Raw genomic sequence first — 17,192 nt, forward strand, 5'->3', positions numbered from 1 at the left:
GTTTCCCGTCGTTTCCAGCTGAAACTGCGATCCTTAGCGAGGAAAGAGCCGATGTCCCTGAAATCCCGCCTTGCGGCCGATGAAACGCTGGTCACCGCATGGTCAGGCGTGCCGGACGCGCTGACCGTCGAAATCCTTGCCAGGCAGGGCTTCGATGCGGTCACGCTCGACATGCAGCATGGCGGCCATCATGAAGACAGCGTGTTGCGCGGCCTGGCGCCCGTGCTTGCCACCGGCAAGCCGGCATTGGTGCGTATTCCCGTCGGCCGTTTCGACATGGCCAGCCGGGCGCTCGATTTCGGCGCCGAGGCGGTGATCGCGCCGATGGTCAACTCGGTGGCGGATGCAAAACTGTTCGCTGCGGCGATGAAATACCCGCCGGTGGGCGAGCGCTCCTGGGGCCCCACCTATGCCTTCCCACGCCATGGCAAGGGTGATCATGCCGAATGGCTGCGCGACAGCAACCAGCGCACCATGGCCTTCGCCATGGTCGAGACGCGGGCGGCGCTCGATGCGCTGGACGGCATCCTCGATACACCCGGTATCGACGGCATTTTCCTGGGGCCATCGGACTTCTCGATTGCCTGGTCGAACGGCACGACCGTCAATTCGACGCTCGAAAGCATGATGGAAACGGTGGGTTCGATCGCCGAGCGTACCCGCAAGGCCGGCAAGCATGCGGCGATCTACGTCATCGAACCGGCCATCGCCGGCCGCGTCGTGGCGATGGGCTACCGCCTGCTGGCCACAGGGTCCGAGCACGCGCTGATTTCACTAGGGGCGAAGACGCTGTTGAAAGGCATCAAGGATTCGATCGGCGGCTGAGAGCCGCGATCCGGTCGGGGTCGTCAGGCCTTCAGTTCGGTGAGAAATTTGGCGAAGGTCATCGAACCTTCGGGCCATGGGCCGAAGCCTGAATCGGTGTTGAGGTGACCGGCTTCACCGGCATCGATGAACAGAGATCCCCAGGCGCCGGCAATGTCCTCGGCGACGTGGAAGGCGCAGAACGGATCGTTGCGGCTGGCAATCACCATGGACGGGAAGGGCAACGGCTCGCGCGAGTAGGGGCCGAACGTCATCAGGTGCCTTGGCCGTACCTCCGGATTGGCGACATCGGGCGGCGCCACGAAGAATGCGCCGGCGACCGGCTTGCGAAACTGCGGGATGGCTTGCACCGCCGCGGCAACGCCAAGGGAGTGCGCGACGAGGACGACGGGCTTCTCGGCTTCGTTGACCGCTTTAGCCACGCTCGCCGTCCAGTCCTCGCGCACGGGCTTCGACCATTCCGCCTGCTCGACGCGCCGCGCGGTCGACAGCTTTGACTGCCAGCGGGTCTGCCAGTGCTCGGGTCCGGAGTTAGTGTAGCCCGGGATGATGAGAATATCTGCGTCTTTGACTTTCATGGCGCTGAGATAGCGAGCGTGATTGCCTCATGCAACCGCCGATGGGTGCGCTCCTGCTTGCAATGGTGAACACCATGTTCGCTTTTCGCTGTCTTGTGTGAACGATCACGATCGCCGATTTATCGTCAGGAAAGAAACAGCCGTGAAGGACCGCATTTTGGCGCTGACACGACGTACAATGATCGCCGGCGCCGGGCTCCTGACCTCGGGGTTTATGCCAAGCGTCGCCGCAACGGAGACAATGATGAGCGAACTGCCCTTTGCCGCCACCACGCCGGTGAGCGTTGCCCGGGTCGGGCTGAAGGCGCGCGACGCCGAAAGCCTTGCCGCCTACTATCGCGCTGTTGTCGGCTTGCAGGAATTGAGCCGCGCCGATGGCGCGATCACCCTGGGCGCCGCCAACCGTCCTCTGTTGGTGCTGGAGCCGGATGCCTCGGCCAAGACTGACGATCCGCGCAGCGCCGGCCTGTTCCACACGGCTTTCCTGCTGCCCAGCCGTGCCGACCTTGGCCGCTGGATCAACCACGCCATATCAGACAAGATCGCCATAGAGGGCGCTTCGGACCATCTGGTCAGCGAAGCGCTGTACCTCACCGATCCCGAGGGCAACGGGATCGAGATCTATGCCGATCGCCGTCCGCAGGACTGGACGTGGAACGGCGACAAGATCGCGATGGCGACCGAACGGTTGAACATTCCTTCGGTCGTCGCCGAAGTGCCGGCCGGCGACGCGGGCTGGCAGGGAGCGCCTGAAAACAGCATTGTCGGCCACGTCCACCTGCGCGTCGGCCGGCCGGAAGACGCGGAAGCCTGGTGGAACCAGGAATTCGGCTTCGACACGGTGGCCAAATACGGCGGCCAGGCTGTGTTCCTGTCGTCAGGCCACTACCATCATCATATAGGCGCCAATGCGTGGCAGAGCGCCGGCGCCGGCCGCCGCGACCCGGCCCGGTCGGGCCTTGCCTGGGTCGAGATGCGTTCCGACAACGTGGCCAGTGAAACGACCCGCGAAGATCCATGGGGCACGGTGATCAGGACCATTCCCGGCAAAGCGTGATCGGCAGTTACATCCTGCGGTACCTTCTCCTCGTATAGCGACGGGGAGAAGGAAAGCCCTCACGCCTCTCCGAACACCCGCCGGAAGATCGTGTCGACATGCTTGGTGTGGTAGCCCAAGTCAAATTTCTCGCGGATCTCGGCTTCCGGCAAGGCGGCGGTGACGTCCTTGTCGGCCAGTAGTTCTTCAAGAAAATCAGCGCCTTGTTCCCACACCTTCATGGCGTTGCGCTGCACCAGCCTGTACGCATCCTCACGCGAGACACCGGCTTGCGTCAATGCCAGCAGCACGCGCTGTGAATGCACCAGGCCGCGGAACTTGTTCATGTTCTTCAGCATGTTGTCGGGATAGACGAGCAGTTTGTCGATGACGCTGGTCAGCCGCGCCAGCGCGAAATCCAGCGTCACCGTCGCATCCGGCCCGATCATGCGCTCGACGGAGGAATGCGAAATGTCGCGCTCGTGCCAGAGCGCCACATTCTCCATCGCCGGCAGCGCGAAGGAGCGCACCATGCGGGCAAGGCCGGTGAGGTTCTCGGTCAGCACCGGGTTGCGCTTGTGCGGCATCGCCGACGAACCTTTCTGGCCAGGCGAAAAATACTCTTCGGCTTCCAGCACCTCGGTGCGCTGCAGATGCCGGATCTCGATCGCCAGCCGCTCCACCGACGATGCGATGACGCCGAGCGTGGCGAAGAACATGGCATGGCGGTCGCGCGGGATCACCTGCGTCGATACGGGCTCCGGCTTCAACCCGAGCTTTGCCGCGACATGCTCTTCCACATAAGGCTCGATATTGGCGAAGGTGCCGACCGCTCCCGAAATGGCGCAGGTGGCTATGTCCTCGCGAGCGTGCACGAGCCGCTCGCGGCAGCGCGAAAAATTCGGCATAGGCTTGCGCCAGCTTGACGCCGAAAGTGGTCGGCTCGGCGTGGATGCCGTGGCTGCGGCCAATGGTGACGGTATCCTTGTGCTCGAAGGCGCGGCGCTTCAGCGCCGCAAGCAGCGCGTCGATGTCGGCCAGCAGCATGTCGCTGGCACGGGTGAGCTGCACCGCGAAACACGTGTCGAGAACGTCCGAGGATGTCATGCCCTGATGGATGAAGCGGGCGTCGGGTCCGACGAATTCGGCGAGATGGGTGAGAAAGGCGATGACGTCGTGCTTGGTGACGCGCTCGATCTCGTCGATCGCATCGACGTCGAACTTCGCGGCATTGCCTTTTTCCCAGATGGTCTTCGCCGCCTGTTTCGGGATGACGCCGAGTTCGGCCAGCGCGTCGCAGGCATGAGCCTCGATCTCGAACCAGATGCGGAACCGGGTTTCGGGCGACCATATGGCCACCATTTCCGGCCGGGAGTAGCGAGGGATCATCGGTCAGTCCTGACGTGTCGAGAAATTTGCCCGCGTCCTAACAGAGGCGGACAAAATGCTCAACGCCGCCGCCGCGCAAACCAGAGGCTGGCGGCAAACAAGGCGACGAAGCCGAGCGGAAAATAAAGCCGGATGCCCAGCACCACGAACTGGTAGAGCGCCACAGCCATCGTGAAGACGAACTGAAGCCCCCAGGTGAGGGTGAAGGTGGGTGCATGCCATTCGGCATAGTAGGAGCGGTATTGCAAGGCATACAGCCCGGCGGTCAGGCCGATCGTCGCGGCGGCTAGACCCACGAATGCCGCCGCGAAGGCGACTTCCCAGCTCCTTCCGAGCGAGACCAGCCGTGCCGCGAACAGGCCAACAGGAAAGGCCAGAGCGCCGCCGACTGCAAACAGCAGCGTCACGGTGCGGATTTTATCTGGCGTCACCCAACTTTCCAGCAACAGGTTGAGGAGCGCGCTGGCGCCCATCGTGGCGGCCCAAAGCAGCGCGCCGAGCAGCGCCGTGCCCGGCGTTGGTATGGCGCCGCGGAGGCGGCCCAGGGCGCGATGACGCCTGGCGGGGTGGACGAGCGGTGTCACAGGCGGCCGGTCACCGCGATCCAGCGATAGTCCGGGCCTTCGAAGCCATATTGGCGCACCGCGATCAGCACCGCATAGGCGCTGGGACTGTCCATCGAAAATGTCTGCACGGCTCCGATGCGGTAGCCGTTCGGGCAACCCCGGCTCTTGGGGATCGATTTGTCCTCGTGCAACAGCTTCGTCGTACCGCCGGCTTGCGCCTCGACACGCAGCAGCCGAAAGCCGTTGATCTCACCCTGGCTCTCGCAGCCCTTAGTCTCGTTCATGCCGATCTCGTCCAGCCGGAACTCGAGCGGCTGGTCGACCGGCGAGAAGATCGGACGCGGATTGACCGCCATCCGATGCGGGTCGGCGGACATCTCCGTTACCGGGTTGAAGCCTGCGGTAATGCCCTTGTTCGCGGCCAACTCCGCTTGGCTGACGACCGCTTCGCCCTTCTCGCGGGCCTGAATACGAGCCGCCGTCAACGTGGCGTTCTCGTCGTCGAGCCGGACGCGAATAGGCGTTCCCTGGAGAAAGCTGTCGTTGCTGGTGTCGATATAATAGCGATTGGCGTAGGGAAATCCCGATCCATCCTGCACGCCATATTCTTCGAACGCGAAGATGCCGCCGTCCTTGGTGAAGCCCAGGATTTCAAGCTCGGCGACATCCCCGGCCCGGGCGGCGACGACTGCGCAAAACTGCGCAAGCAGGCAAACGGCAAACAGAAGAAGGTTTTGCATGAGGTTTTCCGCCGGCCAACGATATCGCCATTCCCTATCACGACAAGATACCGGCGTCGCGCTGTCCGATAAAGCAAGCGCCATGCATCCAATCGCAGCCTCGTCTGTTATTGTCGGCAGTCCCAATGGAGAACCACCATGACCGACACCAGCAAAATTCGTGAGCATATGGAAGTGATCGGTGCCGATGGCGTTCATGTCGGCACGGTCGACAAAGTCGAGGGGCAGCGGATCAAGCTGACCAAGTCCGACAGCGGCATGGGCACGCATAAGGGGCACCATCATTTCATTCCCCTGAGCCTTGTCGCGGAGGTCGAGGGAAAGAAGGTCTGGCTGTCGGCGAATTCCGACGTCGCGGTCACTTTCGAGGAAGAAAAGTCCGACCCCACCTGATCGCGTATAAGTCAGCGCGAAGACCAGACCGGAAACAGATCGCCCTCGGCGGGCGTCGCGGCGAAAACGCCGCGCGTGATGGCGCGCGCCATCGTGGCGCCTGCCGCGGCATAAAGGTCGATTGCCGCGTCGGCTTCGAGCCGGATACCGCTCCTGCCGGTCGCCAGCGCGAAGACCAGATCGCCATCGGCCGGCGTGTGCGTCGGCCATATGGCCCGCACGAAACCGTCATGCGCTGACATGGCCAGGCGCTTTGCGGCGGCCTTGGTGAGAACGGCATCGGTGGCGATAACGGCGATGGTGGTGTTGCCGCCGGCATCCGCCTTGCCCGTGAACGTCTTGTCGCGAAACTTCAAGAGGATGCTTTTGGCGTCGTCCGGCATTGGCGAGGGATAGCCAAGCCCGCCGAATTCATCGCCGATCTCGAACGGAGCCGCCCAGAAATGGCGGCTTCGGCTGATGGTCACCGAGCCGATCGGATTGACCGCCGCCAGCGCGCCGATGGTGACGCCATTGTCAAGCAGCGTCGAAGCCGAGCCAAGCCCGCTCTTGAGACCGGAGGTCAGCGCGCCGGTGCCGGCGCCGGTCGTGCCGATCTGGAAATCCGAACCGGCGGCCTGCACCGTCTCGTAGCCGAGGTCGCGGTATGGCGGATAGCGGCCCCAGTCCTTGTCGCCGCCATTGCGCAGGTCGAACAGGATCGCCGCCGGCACGATCGGCACGCGAAAGCCGCCGACCTCGAAGCCGATGCCACGCTCGCGCAGTGCTGCCTGTACGCCGGACGCTGCGTCGAGGCCGAAAGCCGACCCGCCCGACAGCACCACGGCATGGACCGTCTCAACCGAATTGTGGGGTTCGAGCAGGTCCGTCTCGCGCGTGCCCGGCGCACCGCCCAGGATCTGGACGCCGGCTACGGCCGGTTCGTCGCAAAGGACCGTCGTCACGCCGGATTTCAGTCGGGCATCGGAGGCATTGCCGACGCTGAGACCGGCGACATCGGTGATCAGGTTGCGCGGGCCGGTGCGAAACATCAGTTGCTTTCCAACGGTACGAAGCGGGCGCCATCGAACCGGAAGACGCGGTACGGATTCCGGCTGAGGTCGCCCTTCGCATCAAAGCGCACCGGCCCGATCGCCGTGGTGAAATCATGCCCGATGAGCGCTTCCGCAAGCGGCCTGCCGGAGCTTGCGGCTTCCGCCATCGCCGCCTTGGCGGTTTCTACCGCCGCATAGGCCGGCAGCGTGTAGCCGTCCGGCACGATCTTCTGCGAGGCAAACACCTCGAGCACCTTGGGATTGGCGACATCGGCCCATTCCGGGGGAGCGATCATCAGCGTTCCCGTGGCATAGGGCACTGCGCCGGGCGGAGTGCGCAGGTTCTCGCCGCCGGCGAATACGATGCCGGCGTCGAGTTGCGCGGCGTCGCGACCCATGATGGCGATGTCGTCGCCGTCGCCACCGGCAAAGACATGGGTTGCGCCGGCCTTCTTCAGCCGGCCAATCAGACCGATCTGGTTGTCGAGCTGCGGCCGGAACGTATCGACGAACACCGGCTTCAGCGCCGCCTGTTCGGCCGCCGCCCGCAACGTCTCGGCGATCTCACGGCCGTAGATGGTGCCGTCATCGATGACGGCGAACAGTTCGTTCTGCCAAAGCCGGGTAAGGGTGTTGGCGACGGCATTGCGCTCGTCGTCGCCCCTCGGTCCGAGCCGGTAGACCGGCCAGCCGGTCTTGGGACGACGGTCAGTCAGGCTTTCGGTTCGCACGCCAACGGTGATGACGGCGATGCCTGCGTCCTTCAAGATCGGCATCGCCGCCTCGATCGCTTCCGTACAGAGAAATCCCACGACGACATTGACCTTGGCGGTCGCGAATTCCCGGGCTGCCGCGGCACCCCCTCGGCCGTGCAGGCATCGTCGATGGTCTTGAGCTCGATGCCGTTCGCCTGGGCCGCCACTTCGGCGCCGGCTTCGATCTGCCTGCCAAGGATCGCCGAGGATCCGGAGAGCGGCGCGGCAACACCGACGAGCAGCGTCTGGGCGTTGGCAGCGCCGGTTAGCAGCAGCCAGGCCAGCGCGGCAGATATCGTTGCCCCGGGTCGCATCCTGTCGAAGACTTCCTCCAAGCGAGCCCGGATGGTCCCGGCGCCACTCCCGCCAAGACCTAAAGGCTGCCCGGTCTTGGCGCAACACGCGAATTTCGGGATATGGGCCAAGCACTTCGCTTGTGGCATGTCATATCTAGCCATATATAGCGGTAGGGTTCAGGCTATGGAAAATCTCCGGTGTTGAAGAAGAACGACATAGGACCGCAGGCCTATCGCGACGCGATGAGCCATTTTGCCGGTCACGTCCATGTGGTGACCACCGACGGGCCGGCCGGCAAGCGTGGCGCGACAGTCATCGCCGCCTGTTCGGTTTCCGATACGCCGCCGACCATTTTGGTCTGCCTGAACCGTGAAAATCCCAAGAACGAGCCGTTCGTGAAAAACGGCAGGTTTGCCTTGAACACGCTTGCCTCGCACCAGGAGCCGCTGTCGATCGGCTTTTCCGGCATCACCGGCCTGCCGGTCGAGGAACGTTTCGCGCTCGGCGAGTGGGATGCGATCTCCACCGGCGCGCCGACCTTGAAGGGCGCGCTCGCCGTGTTCGACTGCGAACTGATCGACACGAAGGACCTGGCCACCCATCGTGTGCTTTTTGGCAAGGTGACAGGCCTGCGCATGGGCGATAATTTACGGCCGCTGATCTATCACGCCCGCGGCTACCACGTTCTGGAAAGCGGGGCAGAGGCGTCCACGGAGAAGGAATGACCGAGCTAAAACCGCGCCCCGTGCCGCGGACGATCGACGAGACGCTCGATCTCCTGACCGGCGCGGACTATGTGGCGGACCGGTCGTTGGCCACCGTGCTTTTCTTGTCGCTGCGCATGAAGCGGCCGCTGTTCCTCGAGGGCGAGGCCGGCGTCGGCAAAACCGAGATCGCCAAGGTGTTGGCAGAGGCGCTCGGCCGCCGGCTGATCCGTCTGCAATGCTATGAAGGTCTCGACGTCTCGTCCGCCGTCTATGAGTGGAATTATGCCGCGCAGATGATCGAGATCCGCATGGAGGAGGCGGCCGGCAAGGTTGACCGCTCCGACATGGAGCGCAATGTTTTCTCGGAAAAATACCTGATACGCCGTCCGGTGCTCGATGCACTGACCGGCAAGGCCGGCGCCGCCCCGGTTTTCCTGATTGACGAGCTCGACCGTACCGACGAGGCGTTCGAGGCCTTCCTGCTCGAGATCCTTTCCGATTTCCAGGTGACGGTGCCCGAACTCGGCACGATCAGGGCGGAGGAGCCGCCGATCGTCATAATCACCACCAACCGCACCCGCGAGATCCATGACGCGCTGAAGCGGCGCTGCCTCTATCACTGGGTCGATTATCCCAGCGCCGAGCGGGAGTTGGAGATCGTGCGCCGCAAGGTGCCGCAGGCGAACAGCCGGCTTTCGGCCGAGGTGGTCTCCTTCATTCAGAAGCTCCGCCAGATCGAATTGTTCAAGATGCCGGGCGTTGCCGAGACCATCGACTGGGCCGGCGCGTTGACCGAACTCGACAAGGTCGCGCTCGACCCGGAAACCGTCTCCGACACGATCGGCGTGCTGCTGAAATACCAGGACGACATTGCCCGCATCGGCGAGGGCGAAGGCCGGCGTATCCTCGACGAGGTGAAGGCCGAGCTTTCGGCGGCGGAGTAGGGCTCATGGCCATGCCTCGCGCGGAACCCAGGGAGGCGACTGTCGACGGTCACATCGCCGACAACATCGTCTATTTCGCCCGTGTCTTGCGCAAATCAGGCATGCGCGTCGGTCCGGCCTCGGTCAAGGATGCCATCGAGGCGGTACTTGCCACCGGCATCGGCGCGCGCGACGATTTCTACTGGACGCTGCATGCCGTGCTGGTGTCGCGGCATGAGGACCATGCCATCTTTGACGAGGCCTTCCGGCTATTCTGGAAGTCGCGTGAGCTGATCGAAAAGATGCTGGCGATGCTTTCGCCGGTGGCGCCCGATACCAGGGAGAAGCAGAAGCCACGCGCGGCCGAAAGCCGTGTCAGCCAGGCCATGTTCGCAGGCCACAGCAGGAACCAGCCGGCGCAGGAAATCCCCGAGATCGAGGTCGACGCGCGCTTTACTTTCTCCGGCAACGAGGTGCTGAGGGCCAAGGATTTCGCTCAGATGAATGCCGCCGAGATGGCCGACGCCAGGAAAGCGATCGCCGAACTGCGGTTGCCCTTCGATATGGTGCGGACGCGCCGTTTCAAGGCCGATTCGCACGGTCGCCGCATCGATCCGCGTGCCATGATGCGCTCGGCCGCACGCACTGGGGGCGAACTGATCCTGCCGAAATTCCGCTCGCTCCGCGAAGTGTATCCGCCGTTGGTCGTGCTTGCCGACATTTCCGGTTCGATGAGCCAGTACACGCGCATCTTCCTGCATTTCCTGCATGCTCTGACGGAAAAGCGCCGGCGCGTGCACACTTTCGTTTTCGGCACCAGGCTCACCAATCTGAGCCGACAGATGCGCCATCGCGATCCCGACGCCGCCCTGGCCGACTGTTCCACCGCGGTCAAGGACTGGTCGGGCGGCACGCGCATCGGCGACACGCTGGCCGAGTTCAACCTGATGTGGTCGCGTCGCGTGCTGGGACAGGGCGCGGTGGTGCTTTTGATCACCGACGGGCTGGAGCGAGACGAGGTCGACGGCCTGTCGGAGGAAATGGAGCGTCTGCACAAATCCTGCCGGCGGCTGATCTGGCTGAACCCCTTGCTGCGCTTCGACGGCTTCCAGGCGCGCGCCCGCGGCGTCAGGGCGATACTGCCGCATGTCGATGAATTCCGTGCCGTGCACAATCTCGACGCGCTCGCGGATCTCTGCGCCTCGCTGGACCGGAAGCCGGGACATGCCGTCGATCCGCGGCGATGGATGGAGGGTGGCGCGAGGCGCGCCGCATAGCCATATGCTGCTGAAGACACATATTTCCAGGAAAAACAGACCCTGAGAGAAGCAACGATGAGCGACAGCATTTATCTCGACGAGGCCCGCGACCCGCTGATCATCGCGGAAGGCTGGGTGAAGGATGGCAAGGATGTCGCCATCGCGACCGTTGTCGAGACCTGGGGTTCCGCGCCGCGCCCGGCCGGCAGCCACCTGGTCATCGACGCCGACGGCAATTTCCACGGCTCGGTTTCGGGCGGCTGTGTCGAAGGCGCCGTGGTCACGGAGGCCATGGACGTCATCGGTACCGGCAAGCCCAGAATGCTGGAATTCGGCGTCGCCGACGAGACCGCCTGGCAGGTGGGCCTTTCCTGCGGCGGCCGCATCAAAGTGTATGTGGAAAGGCTAGGCTGATCTTCGATGGATCCCTATGCGCTGAAAACACTCAACGCCGAGCGCCGCGCCCGCCGCGCCACGATCCTGGTCACCGATCTTGGTGACGGCCGCGACCGTATCGTGCGCGAAGGCGATCCGGTCGCCGGCGATCTCGGTGCCGCGATCAGCAAGGCGTTCCGCACCGGGAATTCCGGCTCGGTCGAAGCGGAAGGGCGCACCTTTTTCTCAACGCGCATCTGCCGCATCCGCGCCTGGTGGTGATCGGCGCCGTGCACATCAGCCAGGCGCTGGCGCCGATGGCCAGGATCGCCGGCTATCCAGTCGAGATCATCGATCCGCGCACGGCTTTTGCCACGTCGGACCGCTTTCCCGACGTCGCGTTGCACGCCGAATGGCCTGAGGAGGTGCTGCAACGACAGCCACTCGACAGCTATACGGCGGTCGCCGCCGTCACCCACGATCCCAAGATCGACGATTTCGCGCTGAAGGCGGCGCTCGACGCCAGGTGCTTCTATGTCGGGGCACTCGGCAGCAGGAAAACCCATGCCAAGCGGGTCGAGCGCCTGTTGGCGCTAGGCGCCAGTTCCGAGCAGATCGCCCGCATCCAGGCGCCGATCGGTCTCGACATCGGCGCGGCCAGCCCCGCCGAGATCGCCGTCGCCGTGCTGGCGCAGGTCATTCACGCGTTTCGCTCGCGCGGCCTTGAAGCCAGGGAAGCCGCAGCGTGAAATTCGGCCCGGTTCCTATCGAACAGGCCGAGGGCGCCGTGCTTGCGCACGCGACGACGGTCGGCGAGCGACGTTTCCGCAAAGCGCATCGGCTGAGTGCAGAGGATGTCGGGGTGCTGAAAGCGGCGGGCATCAGCGAAGTCGTCGCGGCCGTGCTTTCTCCCGGCGATCTGGGCGAAGACGCCGCCGCCGAACGGATCGCGACCGGTATGCGCCACCGCAACGTAGAGGCCAAGCCTGCCGCGACCGGGCGGGTCAACCTCCATGCCCAAGCCGCTGGCGTCTTCACCGTCAACAGCGCGATGATCGACGCCATCAATGCCGTCGATCCAACCATCACCATCGCCACGCTTGGCCAGCATGCGCCGGTCGAAAAGGGCCAGATGGTGGCAACCGTGAAAATCATTCCCTTCGCCGTCGGGTCGGCGCTGGTCGATGCCGTACTGGAAATCTGCGCCGGCGGCGAGATCTTTGCCGTCAATGCCTATCGGCCCATTCGTGTCGGTGTCATCCAGACCGTCTTGCCGGGCGTCAAGCCGAGCGTGCTCGACAAGACGCTGCGCGTCACCGAGGCACGGCTGGCGCGTTCGGGCGGGCGGCTGACGGCCGAGCGCCGCACGCCGCACGAGGTTGCGCCGGTTGCCGAGGCGGCCGCCTCGCTGGCGCGCGATAACGACATGGTGGTGATCTTCGGCGCTTCGGCCATGAGCGATTTCGCCGACGTCGTTCCGGCCGCGATCGAGGAAGCGGGCGGTACTGTCATCCGCGCCGGCATGCCGGTCGACCCCGGCAATCTACTGGTGCTCGGCAGGCTCGCCGGCAAGCAGATCATCGGCGCGCCGGGCTGCGCCCGCAGCCCCAAGGAGAACGGCTTCGACTGGGTGCTCGACCGGCTGATCGCCGGCCTCGACGTAACGGCGACCGACATCGCCGGCATGGGCGTCGGCGGCCTGCTGATGGAAATCCCGACACGCCCCCAGCCGCGCGAACCGCTGCCGGCCGTAAGCCGGCTCAAGGTCGGGATCGTGCTTTTGGCGGCGGGCCGTTCGAGCCGCATGGGCGGGCCGAACAAGCTTATGGCGCTTTTCGACGGCCAACCGTTGGTCCGCCGTACAGCAGAGCGTGCGCTCGCCTCGAAAGCTTCGGGCACGATCGTCGTCACCGGCCATCAACGTGAGCGGGTGCGCGGCGCGTTGTCGGGCCTGGACGTGACCTTCGCCGACAATCCCGATTTTGCCGATGGGCTCTCCACCTCCCTGAAAGCCGGTATGGCCTATCTGCCGGGAGATGCCGCCGGTGCGATGATCGTCCTCGGAGACATGCCGGGTGTCTCGTCCGGCGATCTCGACCGGCTGATCGATGCGTTTCGCGGGGCAGGAGGCAATTCGGTGGTCCGCGCCTCGCACCTTGGCAAACGCGGCAATCCGGTCCTCCTGCCGCGCTCGCTGTTTCCGGCTGTCGCCCATCTCGAAGGTGATACCGGCGCACGCCACCTGGTCGAGGCCGGAGGACTTGACGTCGTCGATGTAGAGATCGGCGAGGGCGCATCCGTCGATGTTGACACTCGCGAGGCGCTGGAAGGCGCCGGCGGCGTGCTGCAGGATTGACAAACCCAGGCCGAATTACGCAAGCCTGCGGTATGGCTTCCGGTTTCATTTCGTTAATGTCAGCGCTTCTTCCCCCCTCTGGCCTGCCGGCCATCTCCCCCTCAAGCGGGGAGATTGGACATCATTTCGGCTTTCGCCAATCTCGAAGGCCGGCAGAAGGGCGCGGCCACCGAAACTGCCAATCTCCCCGCTTGAGGGGGAGATGGCCGGCAGGCCAGAGGGGGGCACTCACGTTCCCTGCCTTTCTGATTTCGATATTTTTCCTGTTTTCTGCTGCCCAGGCCTCTGCTCTCCAACTAAAACCCTTCAAGGACGATCTGTTCGCCTATCCCGCTACGCTCTCGTCAGAGACCAACGGCGACTACACGGTGATCGACTACCGCGAGATGCGCGACATCAACCAGCGCGACGAGGTGCCGGAAAAGCGCGTGCATGCACAGTATACCGATACCGGTGTGCGCAAGGTGCAGCAGGATCTGCTGTTGAAAACCGATGCCGGCGACGTCCGGCACATCGCCGTAGGCAAGGCGCAAGGGGCTTCCGTCATCGTGCTCTACCTGCACGGGCAGGGCGGCAGCCGCAAGCAAGGTGTCGACGACTTCACCTTCGGCGGCAATTTCAACCGCATCAAAAACCTGATGGCAGGCAATGGCGGCCTTTATCTCAGCCCTGACTTCCCCGATTTCGGCGACAAGGGCGCGGCACAGGTCGCGGCGCTGATCGATCACTATGCGCAACAGTCGCCGGGCGCGAAGATCTTCGTCGCCTGCGGCTCGATGGGCGGCGCATTGTGCTGGAAGCTTGCCGCCCGCACGGACACGGGCGGGCAAATCGACGGGCTTCTGCTGCTTGGCTCGCTTTGGGACGAGAGTTTCTTCTCCAGCCCAGCCTTCAGGCGCCACGTGCCGGTTTTCTTCGGTCAGGGCAGCCATGACGTGGTCTTTCCCGTGGCAAACCAGGAATCCTTCTTCCGGTCCATCATTGCCAAATCGAAAGCCTATCCGACCCGCTTCGTGCGCTTCGAGACGGGCACGCACGGCACCCCCATCCGCATGGTCGACTGGCGCGGCGCGTTGAACTGGATGCTGTCGAAGGCGCCCTGATCGGACGCCGCACGGCTCAAGGAGCGGTGTTGTAGTCGACAACCGTCTGCGGGTTCTCCTCGCCGTCGTAGGAAGCGTCGACGTCGTACTGGACGAGCGAAAAATCGCCGTTGCGGAACAGATAGGTGCCTGCTGACGAGGCATCGCCGGCGCCGCGCCACTTGTTGAAGGTGGTGATCGTGTGGGCGTCCTGGTCGTAGCTGGAATTGGTCGCCCAGCCAGTGGTCCGGAAGCCGACGATGTGCATGGATTCGACCTTGCCTTCGCTGTCGTTGTTCACGTAGCGGATGTCCATCTCCGGTTCGGTGAACTGCAATTGCCTGACGCCGTTCGCCTCGTCGGTCATGTAGTAGATCGAGCTTTCATTGTAGGCGGCCGCCGAGCAGGAAAAATGGAACAGGCGCGTTTCCTTGTCGGGATCGCCGGCCGCCGCATCCTTGTCCCTGTATTTGATGGAAAAAATCTCCGGCTCCTTGGCCGCGAGATCCTTGTCGCATTGGTCGCTATAGCTGGCCAGGAAAGCCTTCTTGGCCTGCTCCAGCGCTGCATCCTTTTTCGGAGGTGGCGGGCCGTCGCCACAGCTAGCGGGCACAGCCTCCTCGAAATCCGCGCTCGACGGCTTCAGCGCCCCGCTGTCGATGAAGATCGGCTGGAATGGCGGCGCCTGAATCTGGGCATTGACCTGGCGCAGCGTGTAGCAGCCGGCAAAGACCTTCGCCTCGCCCTTCTTGTCGGTTGCCTGGATGGCGACCGGCACGCTGTAGTAGATGCTGCCTGCCGCGCCCTCATTGGATACGGCGCCGGTCCTGACATCCACCTTGTCGGTACCGTCATAGCCCTTGACGAAGCTGTCGAAGTCCTTGGCCGGCTTGGTATCGCCATAATAACCCCAGGCACGTGCGAATTCATGCCGGTTGATGGCACTGTAGAGCGAGCGGACAACTGCCTCGGCGCTCGACCTGTCATCGACGTAGGGGGCTCGTCGGCAGGTGCCGACTGGGCGGTCGAGGCAAGGGAGAACAAGGCAGTCGCTGCGAGAAAAGCGTGTCTCATCGGGAATCTCCACGCGGTAACGGAGATTCTACCACGGTGATTGCGGCGACGTGGTGACGCCTTGCGGGTATCGCTTGAAGAATAGCCCGGGAAGGCGCTAGTTCGCGCTCGCGGCGCTTCAACTGCCCCGGGAGATAATTGCGTGACCCTATCCATGTATGAAGTATCGGTGGCTGTGTTTTCGGCCCGGTTGAAAGCGCTGTCCAGCGTGCTGTCCACGGCCGAACAAAACGCCGGCGAGCGCAAGATCGACCCGCAGGTGTTCCTGACGGCGCGGCTGGCGCCCGACATGTTCGCCTTGACCAGGCAGGTGCAGATCGCCACCGACCATGCCAAGGGAGCCCCATCGCGGCTCGCCGGCCGGGAGGTTCCCAAATACGAGGACAACGAGGCGAGCTTTGCCGAATTGCATGCGCGCATCGCTAAGACGCTTGACCATCTGGCGACGTTCTCCGCGGCCGATCTGGAAGGTTCGGACGAGCGGATTGTCGAGGTCAGGCTCGGCGGGCGCGAGGTCTCGATGGCCGGTTTGCAGTATCTCCTGCATCTGGCCATGCCCAACTTCTATTTCCACCTCACCACCGCCTACGACATTCTTCGCCATAATGGCGTGCCGCTGGGCAAGGCAACGTTCCTGGGCTCGCGTTGACGGATCACGTCGTCAAGGCGTTGCCCGTCCGGAGCCGGAATATCCCTGGCTGGCCGAACTAGCGAACGGACATTTCGCGGGCGATGCGCGGGAAATCGGCGGGCTTGATGCCGATGTCGGCGCGGTCCGCATTGCTCATGGAATGCAGCAGCGCGAGCGCGGCACGATAACGCAGATGTTCCTGCGGCCGTGGCCGTGCGAACATTTCAGTGAAGAACCCCATAATCCAGGCCCCTATTGGACCTCCCAGCGTCCGAGTATAGGGGATTCGTGACAATTGTGCAGTGCAGCATTTGCATGCCTGCCATGCTCAGCAAAATTTTCTGCCATGATCCTGCATCGCCTGAAACTTTCGCAGATCGCGAATCGTATCCCTGTTGCTGGCACATGGCCGGTTTTTCCTCGCCGCTTCTGGCGAATTCCGGACTGCACCAACCGCAGTCCGGCTTTTTTGTGACTGACCGGGCGTGGTCCAGCCCCGTAAACCTTCAATTGTTAAAATCGGCGGCATGCATTTTTAACGAGCGGACCCTAAGGTGGATGTCTCGGACACACCGTGAGACTGGGGAGGCTGACATCGTTACCAGCGCCAAGCGGGATTTCGCTTCGTTGCTCGATGATCTCTTCGTTGCCTCCGACAAGGACGGGGGAGGCGAAGAGGCCGCCACTCGCCCGTCGATTCCGTTTGACTATCTTTCCGTCGCCGACGAGCTCCATTCCGGCCGCATCAAGGTTTCTGGCAGCGGATTTGCCACGGAATATCGCGAGGCAGGCGCGGATCTCGCCGCAGAATTCGCGGCTCTGCTCGATCATGCGAAGCTGGCACTTGCGGGTGAAGAGACGAGGCCCGAAGAAAAACTGCCGCCGATCGATCCCGAATCGATTGCCGTGGAATTGGGATTGGACACGCCTAAGGCTGTCGCCGACTTTGGTCGCATGCGCCGCAGTTTCGCCTTTTCCAACCATCCCGATCGCGTCGCGCCGCACCTGCGCCAGCGCGCCATGATCCGCATGCAGGTAGCCAACATGCTGATCGACGAGGCCAAGCGGCGCGCCCTGGCAGGGGCTCGCCGCTAGCGCAGTCTGGTTCACGCAAAAGTCGGTTTGCCGAGGCTTGGAGAGCGCCTCTGCTTTCTTGTAGGATGAAACTTCCT

Annotated in this window: 16 protein-coding genes and 4 pseudogenes; 12 read left to right on the plus strand and 8 right to left on the minus strand. The window is 63.6% G+C overall.

Features of this window, described 5'->3' with window-relative positions:
- Window positions 1–51: 51 nt before the first annotated feature.
- Window positions 52–825, plus strand: a complete 774-nt coding sequence (locus ACIU1A_RS09715) for an HpcH/HpaI aldolase/citrate lyase family protein (RefSeq protein ID WP_140493818.1) — start codon at window positions 52–54, stop codon at window positions 823–825.
- 23 nt (window positions 826–848) lie between these two features.
- Here ACIU1A_RS09715 and ACIU1A_RS09720 read toward each other — a convergent pair whose 3' ends face one another.
- Window positions 849–1,403 (minus strand): alpha/beta hydrolase, encoded by a 555-nt coding sequence (locus tag ACIU1A_RS09720; RefSeq protein WP_140656047.1) that lies wholly within the window; start codon window positions 1,401–1,403, stop codon window positions 849–851.
- A 244-nt stretch (window positions 1,404–1,647) separates the two neighbouring features.
- Between ACIU1A_RS09720 and ACIU1A_RS09725 the strand changes: the two genes are divergently transcribed.
- Window positions 1,648–2,460: a VOC family protein gene (locus ACIU1A_RS09725; RefSeq protein WP_404927893.1), complete on the plus strand. Its 813-nt coding sequence runs from the start codon at window positions 1,648–1,650 to the stop codon at window positions 2,458–2,460.
- 59 nt (window positions 2,461–2,519) lie between these two features.
- On the opposite strand, the pseudogene purB reads toward ACIU1A_RS09725, so the two are convergent.
- From purB to ACIU1A_RS09740, 3 genes and pseudogenes are all read right to left on the minus strand, one after another.
- A pseudogene (purB, locus tag ACIU1A_RS09730) lies at window positions 2,520–3,828 on the minus strand (adenylosuccinate lyase).
- Window positions 3,829–3,887: 59 nt separating this feature from the next.
- On the minus strand, window positions 3,888–4,412 hold the full coding sequence (locus ACIU1A_RS09735; protein WP_404927200.1) for a hypothetical protein: 525 nt from the start codon (window positions 4,410–4,412) through the stop codon (window positions 3,888–3,890).
- Window positions 4,409–5,134, minus strand: a complete 726-nt coding sequence (locus ACIU1A_RS09740) for a DUF2259 domain-containing protein (protein WP_404927201.1) — start codon at window positions 5,132–5,134, stop codon at window positions 4,409–4,411. The genes ACIU1A_RS09735 and ACIU1A_RS09740 overlap by 4 nt, the downstream gene beginning before the upstream one ends.
- 138 nt (window positions 5,135–5,272) lie before the next feature.
- Between ACIU1A_RS09740 and ACIU1A_RS09745 the strand changes: the two genes are divergently transcribed.
- Window positions 5,273–5,527 (plus strand): DUF2171 domain-containing protein, encoded by a 255-nt coding sequence (locus ACIU1A_RS09745; protein ID WP_140493808.1) that lies wholly within the window; start codon window positions 5,273–5,275, stop codon window positions 5,525–5,527.
- A gap of 11 nt (window positions 5,528–5,538) precedes the next feature.
- Here ACIU1A_RS09745 and ACIU1A_RS09750 read toward each other — a convergent pair whose 3' ends face one another.
- The gene (locus tag ACIU1A_RS09750; protein ID WP_140493806.1) at window positions 5,539–6,558 is read right to left on the minus strand and encodes a P1 family peptidase; all 1,020 of its coding nucleotides are present in this window, start codon (window positions 6,556–6,558) and stop codon (window positions 5,539–5,541) included.
- Window positions 6,558–7,630 (minus strand): annotated as a pseudogene (locus ACIU1A_RS09755) (branched-chain amino acid ABC transporter substrate-binding protein). Before ACIU1A_RS09755 ends, ACIU1A_RS09750 begins: the two are co-directional and overlap by 1 nt.
- Window positions 7,631–7,810: 180 nt before the next feature.
- Here ACIU1A_RS09755 and ACIU1A_RS09760 point away from each other — a divergent pair.
- From ACIU1A_RS09760 to ACIU1A_RS09790, 7 genes and pseudogenes are all read left to right on the plus strand, one after another.
- On the plus strand, window positions 7,811–8,338 hold the full coding sequence (locus ACIU1A_RS09760; RefSeq protein WP_404927202.1) for a flavin reductase: 528 nt from the start codon (window positions 7,811–7,813) through the stop codon (window positions 8,336–8,338).
- Window positions 8,335–9,264 (plus strand): MoxR family ATPase, encoded by a 930-nt coding sequence (locus ACIU1A_RS09765; protein WP_140493800.1) that lies wholly within the window; start codon window positions 8,335–8,337, stop codon window positions 9,262–9,264. The genes ACIU1A_RS09760 and ACIU1A_RS09765 overlap by 4 nt, the downstream gene beginning before the upstream one ends.
- Window positions 9,265–9,275: 11 nt before the next feature.
- Window positions 9,276–10,520: a vWA domain-containing protein gene (locus tag ACIU1A_RS09770; protein WP_404927894.1), complete on the plus strand. Its 1,245-nt coding sequence runs from the start codon at window positions 9,276–9,278 to the stop codon at window positions 10,518–10,520.
- Between the two features lie 57 nt (window positions 10,521–10,577).
- The gene (locus ACIU1A_RS09775) at window positions 10,578–10,916 is read left to right on the plus strand and encodes an XdhC family protein (protein WP_404927203.1); all 339 of its coding nucleotides are present in this window, start codon (window positions 10,578–10,580) and stop codon (window positions 10,914–10,916) included.
- Between the two features lie 6 nt (window positions 10,917–10,922).
- A pseudogene (locus ACIU1A_RS09780) lies at window positions 10,923–11,626 on the plus strand (XdhC family protein).
- The gene (locus tag ACIU1A_RS09785; RefSeq protein WP_404927204.1) at window positions 11,623–13,233 is read left to right on the plus strand and encodes an NTP transferase domain-containing protein; all 1,611 of its coding nucleotides are present in this window, start codon (window positions 11,623–11,625) and stop codon (window positions 13,231–13,233) included. Before ACIU1A_RS09780 ends, ACIU1A_RS09785 begins: the two are co-directional and overlap by 4 nt.
- Window positions 13,234–13,487: 254 nt before the next feature.
- Window positions 13,488–14,336: an alpha/beta hydrolase family protein gene (locus ACIU1A_RS09790; RefSeq protein ID WP_404927895.1), complete on the plus strand. Its 849-nt coding sequence runs from the start codon at window positions 13,488–13,490 to the stop codon at window positions 14,334–14,336.
- 16 nt (window positions 14,337–14,352) lie between these two features.
- On the opposite strand, the pseudogene ACIU1A_RS09795 reads toward ACIU1A_RS09790, so the two are convergent.
- A pseudogene (locus tag ACIU1A_RS09795) lies at window positions 14,353–15,389 on the minus strand (DUF1176 domain-containing protein).
- Between the two features lie 142 nt (window positions 15,390–15,531).
- Here ACIU1A_RS09795 and ACIU1A_RS09800 point away from each other — a divergent pair.
- Window positions 15,532–16,038, plus strand: a complete 507-nt coding sequence (locus ACIU1A_RS09800; protein ID WP_140517685.1) for a DUF1993 family protein — start codon at window positions 15,532–15,534, stop codon at window positions 16,036–16,038.
- A 58-nt stretch (window positions 16,039–16,096) separates the two neighbouring features.
- Here ACIU1A_RS09800 and ACIU1A_RS09805 read toward each other — a convergent pair whose 3' ends face one another.
- Window positions 16,097–16,261 carry a hypothetical protein gene (locus ACIU1A_RS09805; RefSeq protein ID WP_140493788.1) on the minus strand — a complete coding sequence of 55 codons (165 nt, stop codon included), beginning with the start codon at window positions 16,259–16,261 and terminating at the stop codon, window positions 16,097–16,099.
- A gap of 386 nt (window positions 16,262–16,647) precedes the next feature.
- Here ACIU1A_RS09805 and ACIU1A_RS09810 point away from each other — a divergent pair, with 386 nt between their 5' ends.
- Window positions 16,648–17,115: a hypothetical protein gene (locus ACIU1A_RS09810; protein ID WP_140494990.1), complete on the plus strand. Its 468-nt coding sequence runs from the start codon at window positions 16,648–16,650 to the stop codon at window positions 17,113–17,115.
- Window positions 17,116–17,192 lie beyond the last annotated feature (77 nt).

Source organism: Mesorhizobium maamorense (assembly GCF_044998965.1).
GTDB lineage: Bacteria > Pseudomonadota > Alphaproteobacteria > Rhizobiales > Rhizobiaceae > Mesorhizobium.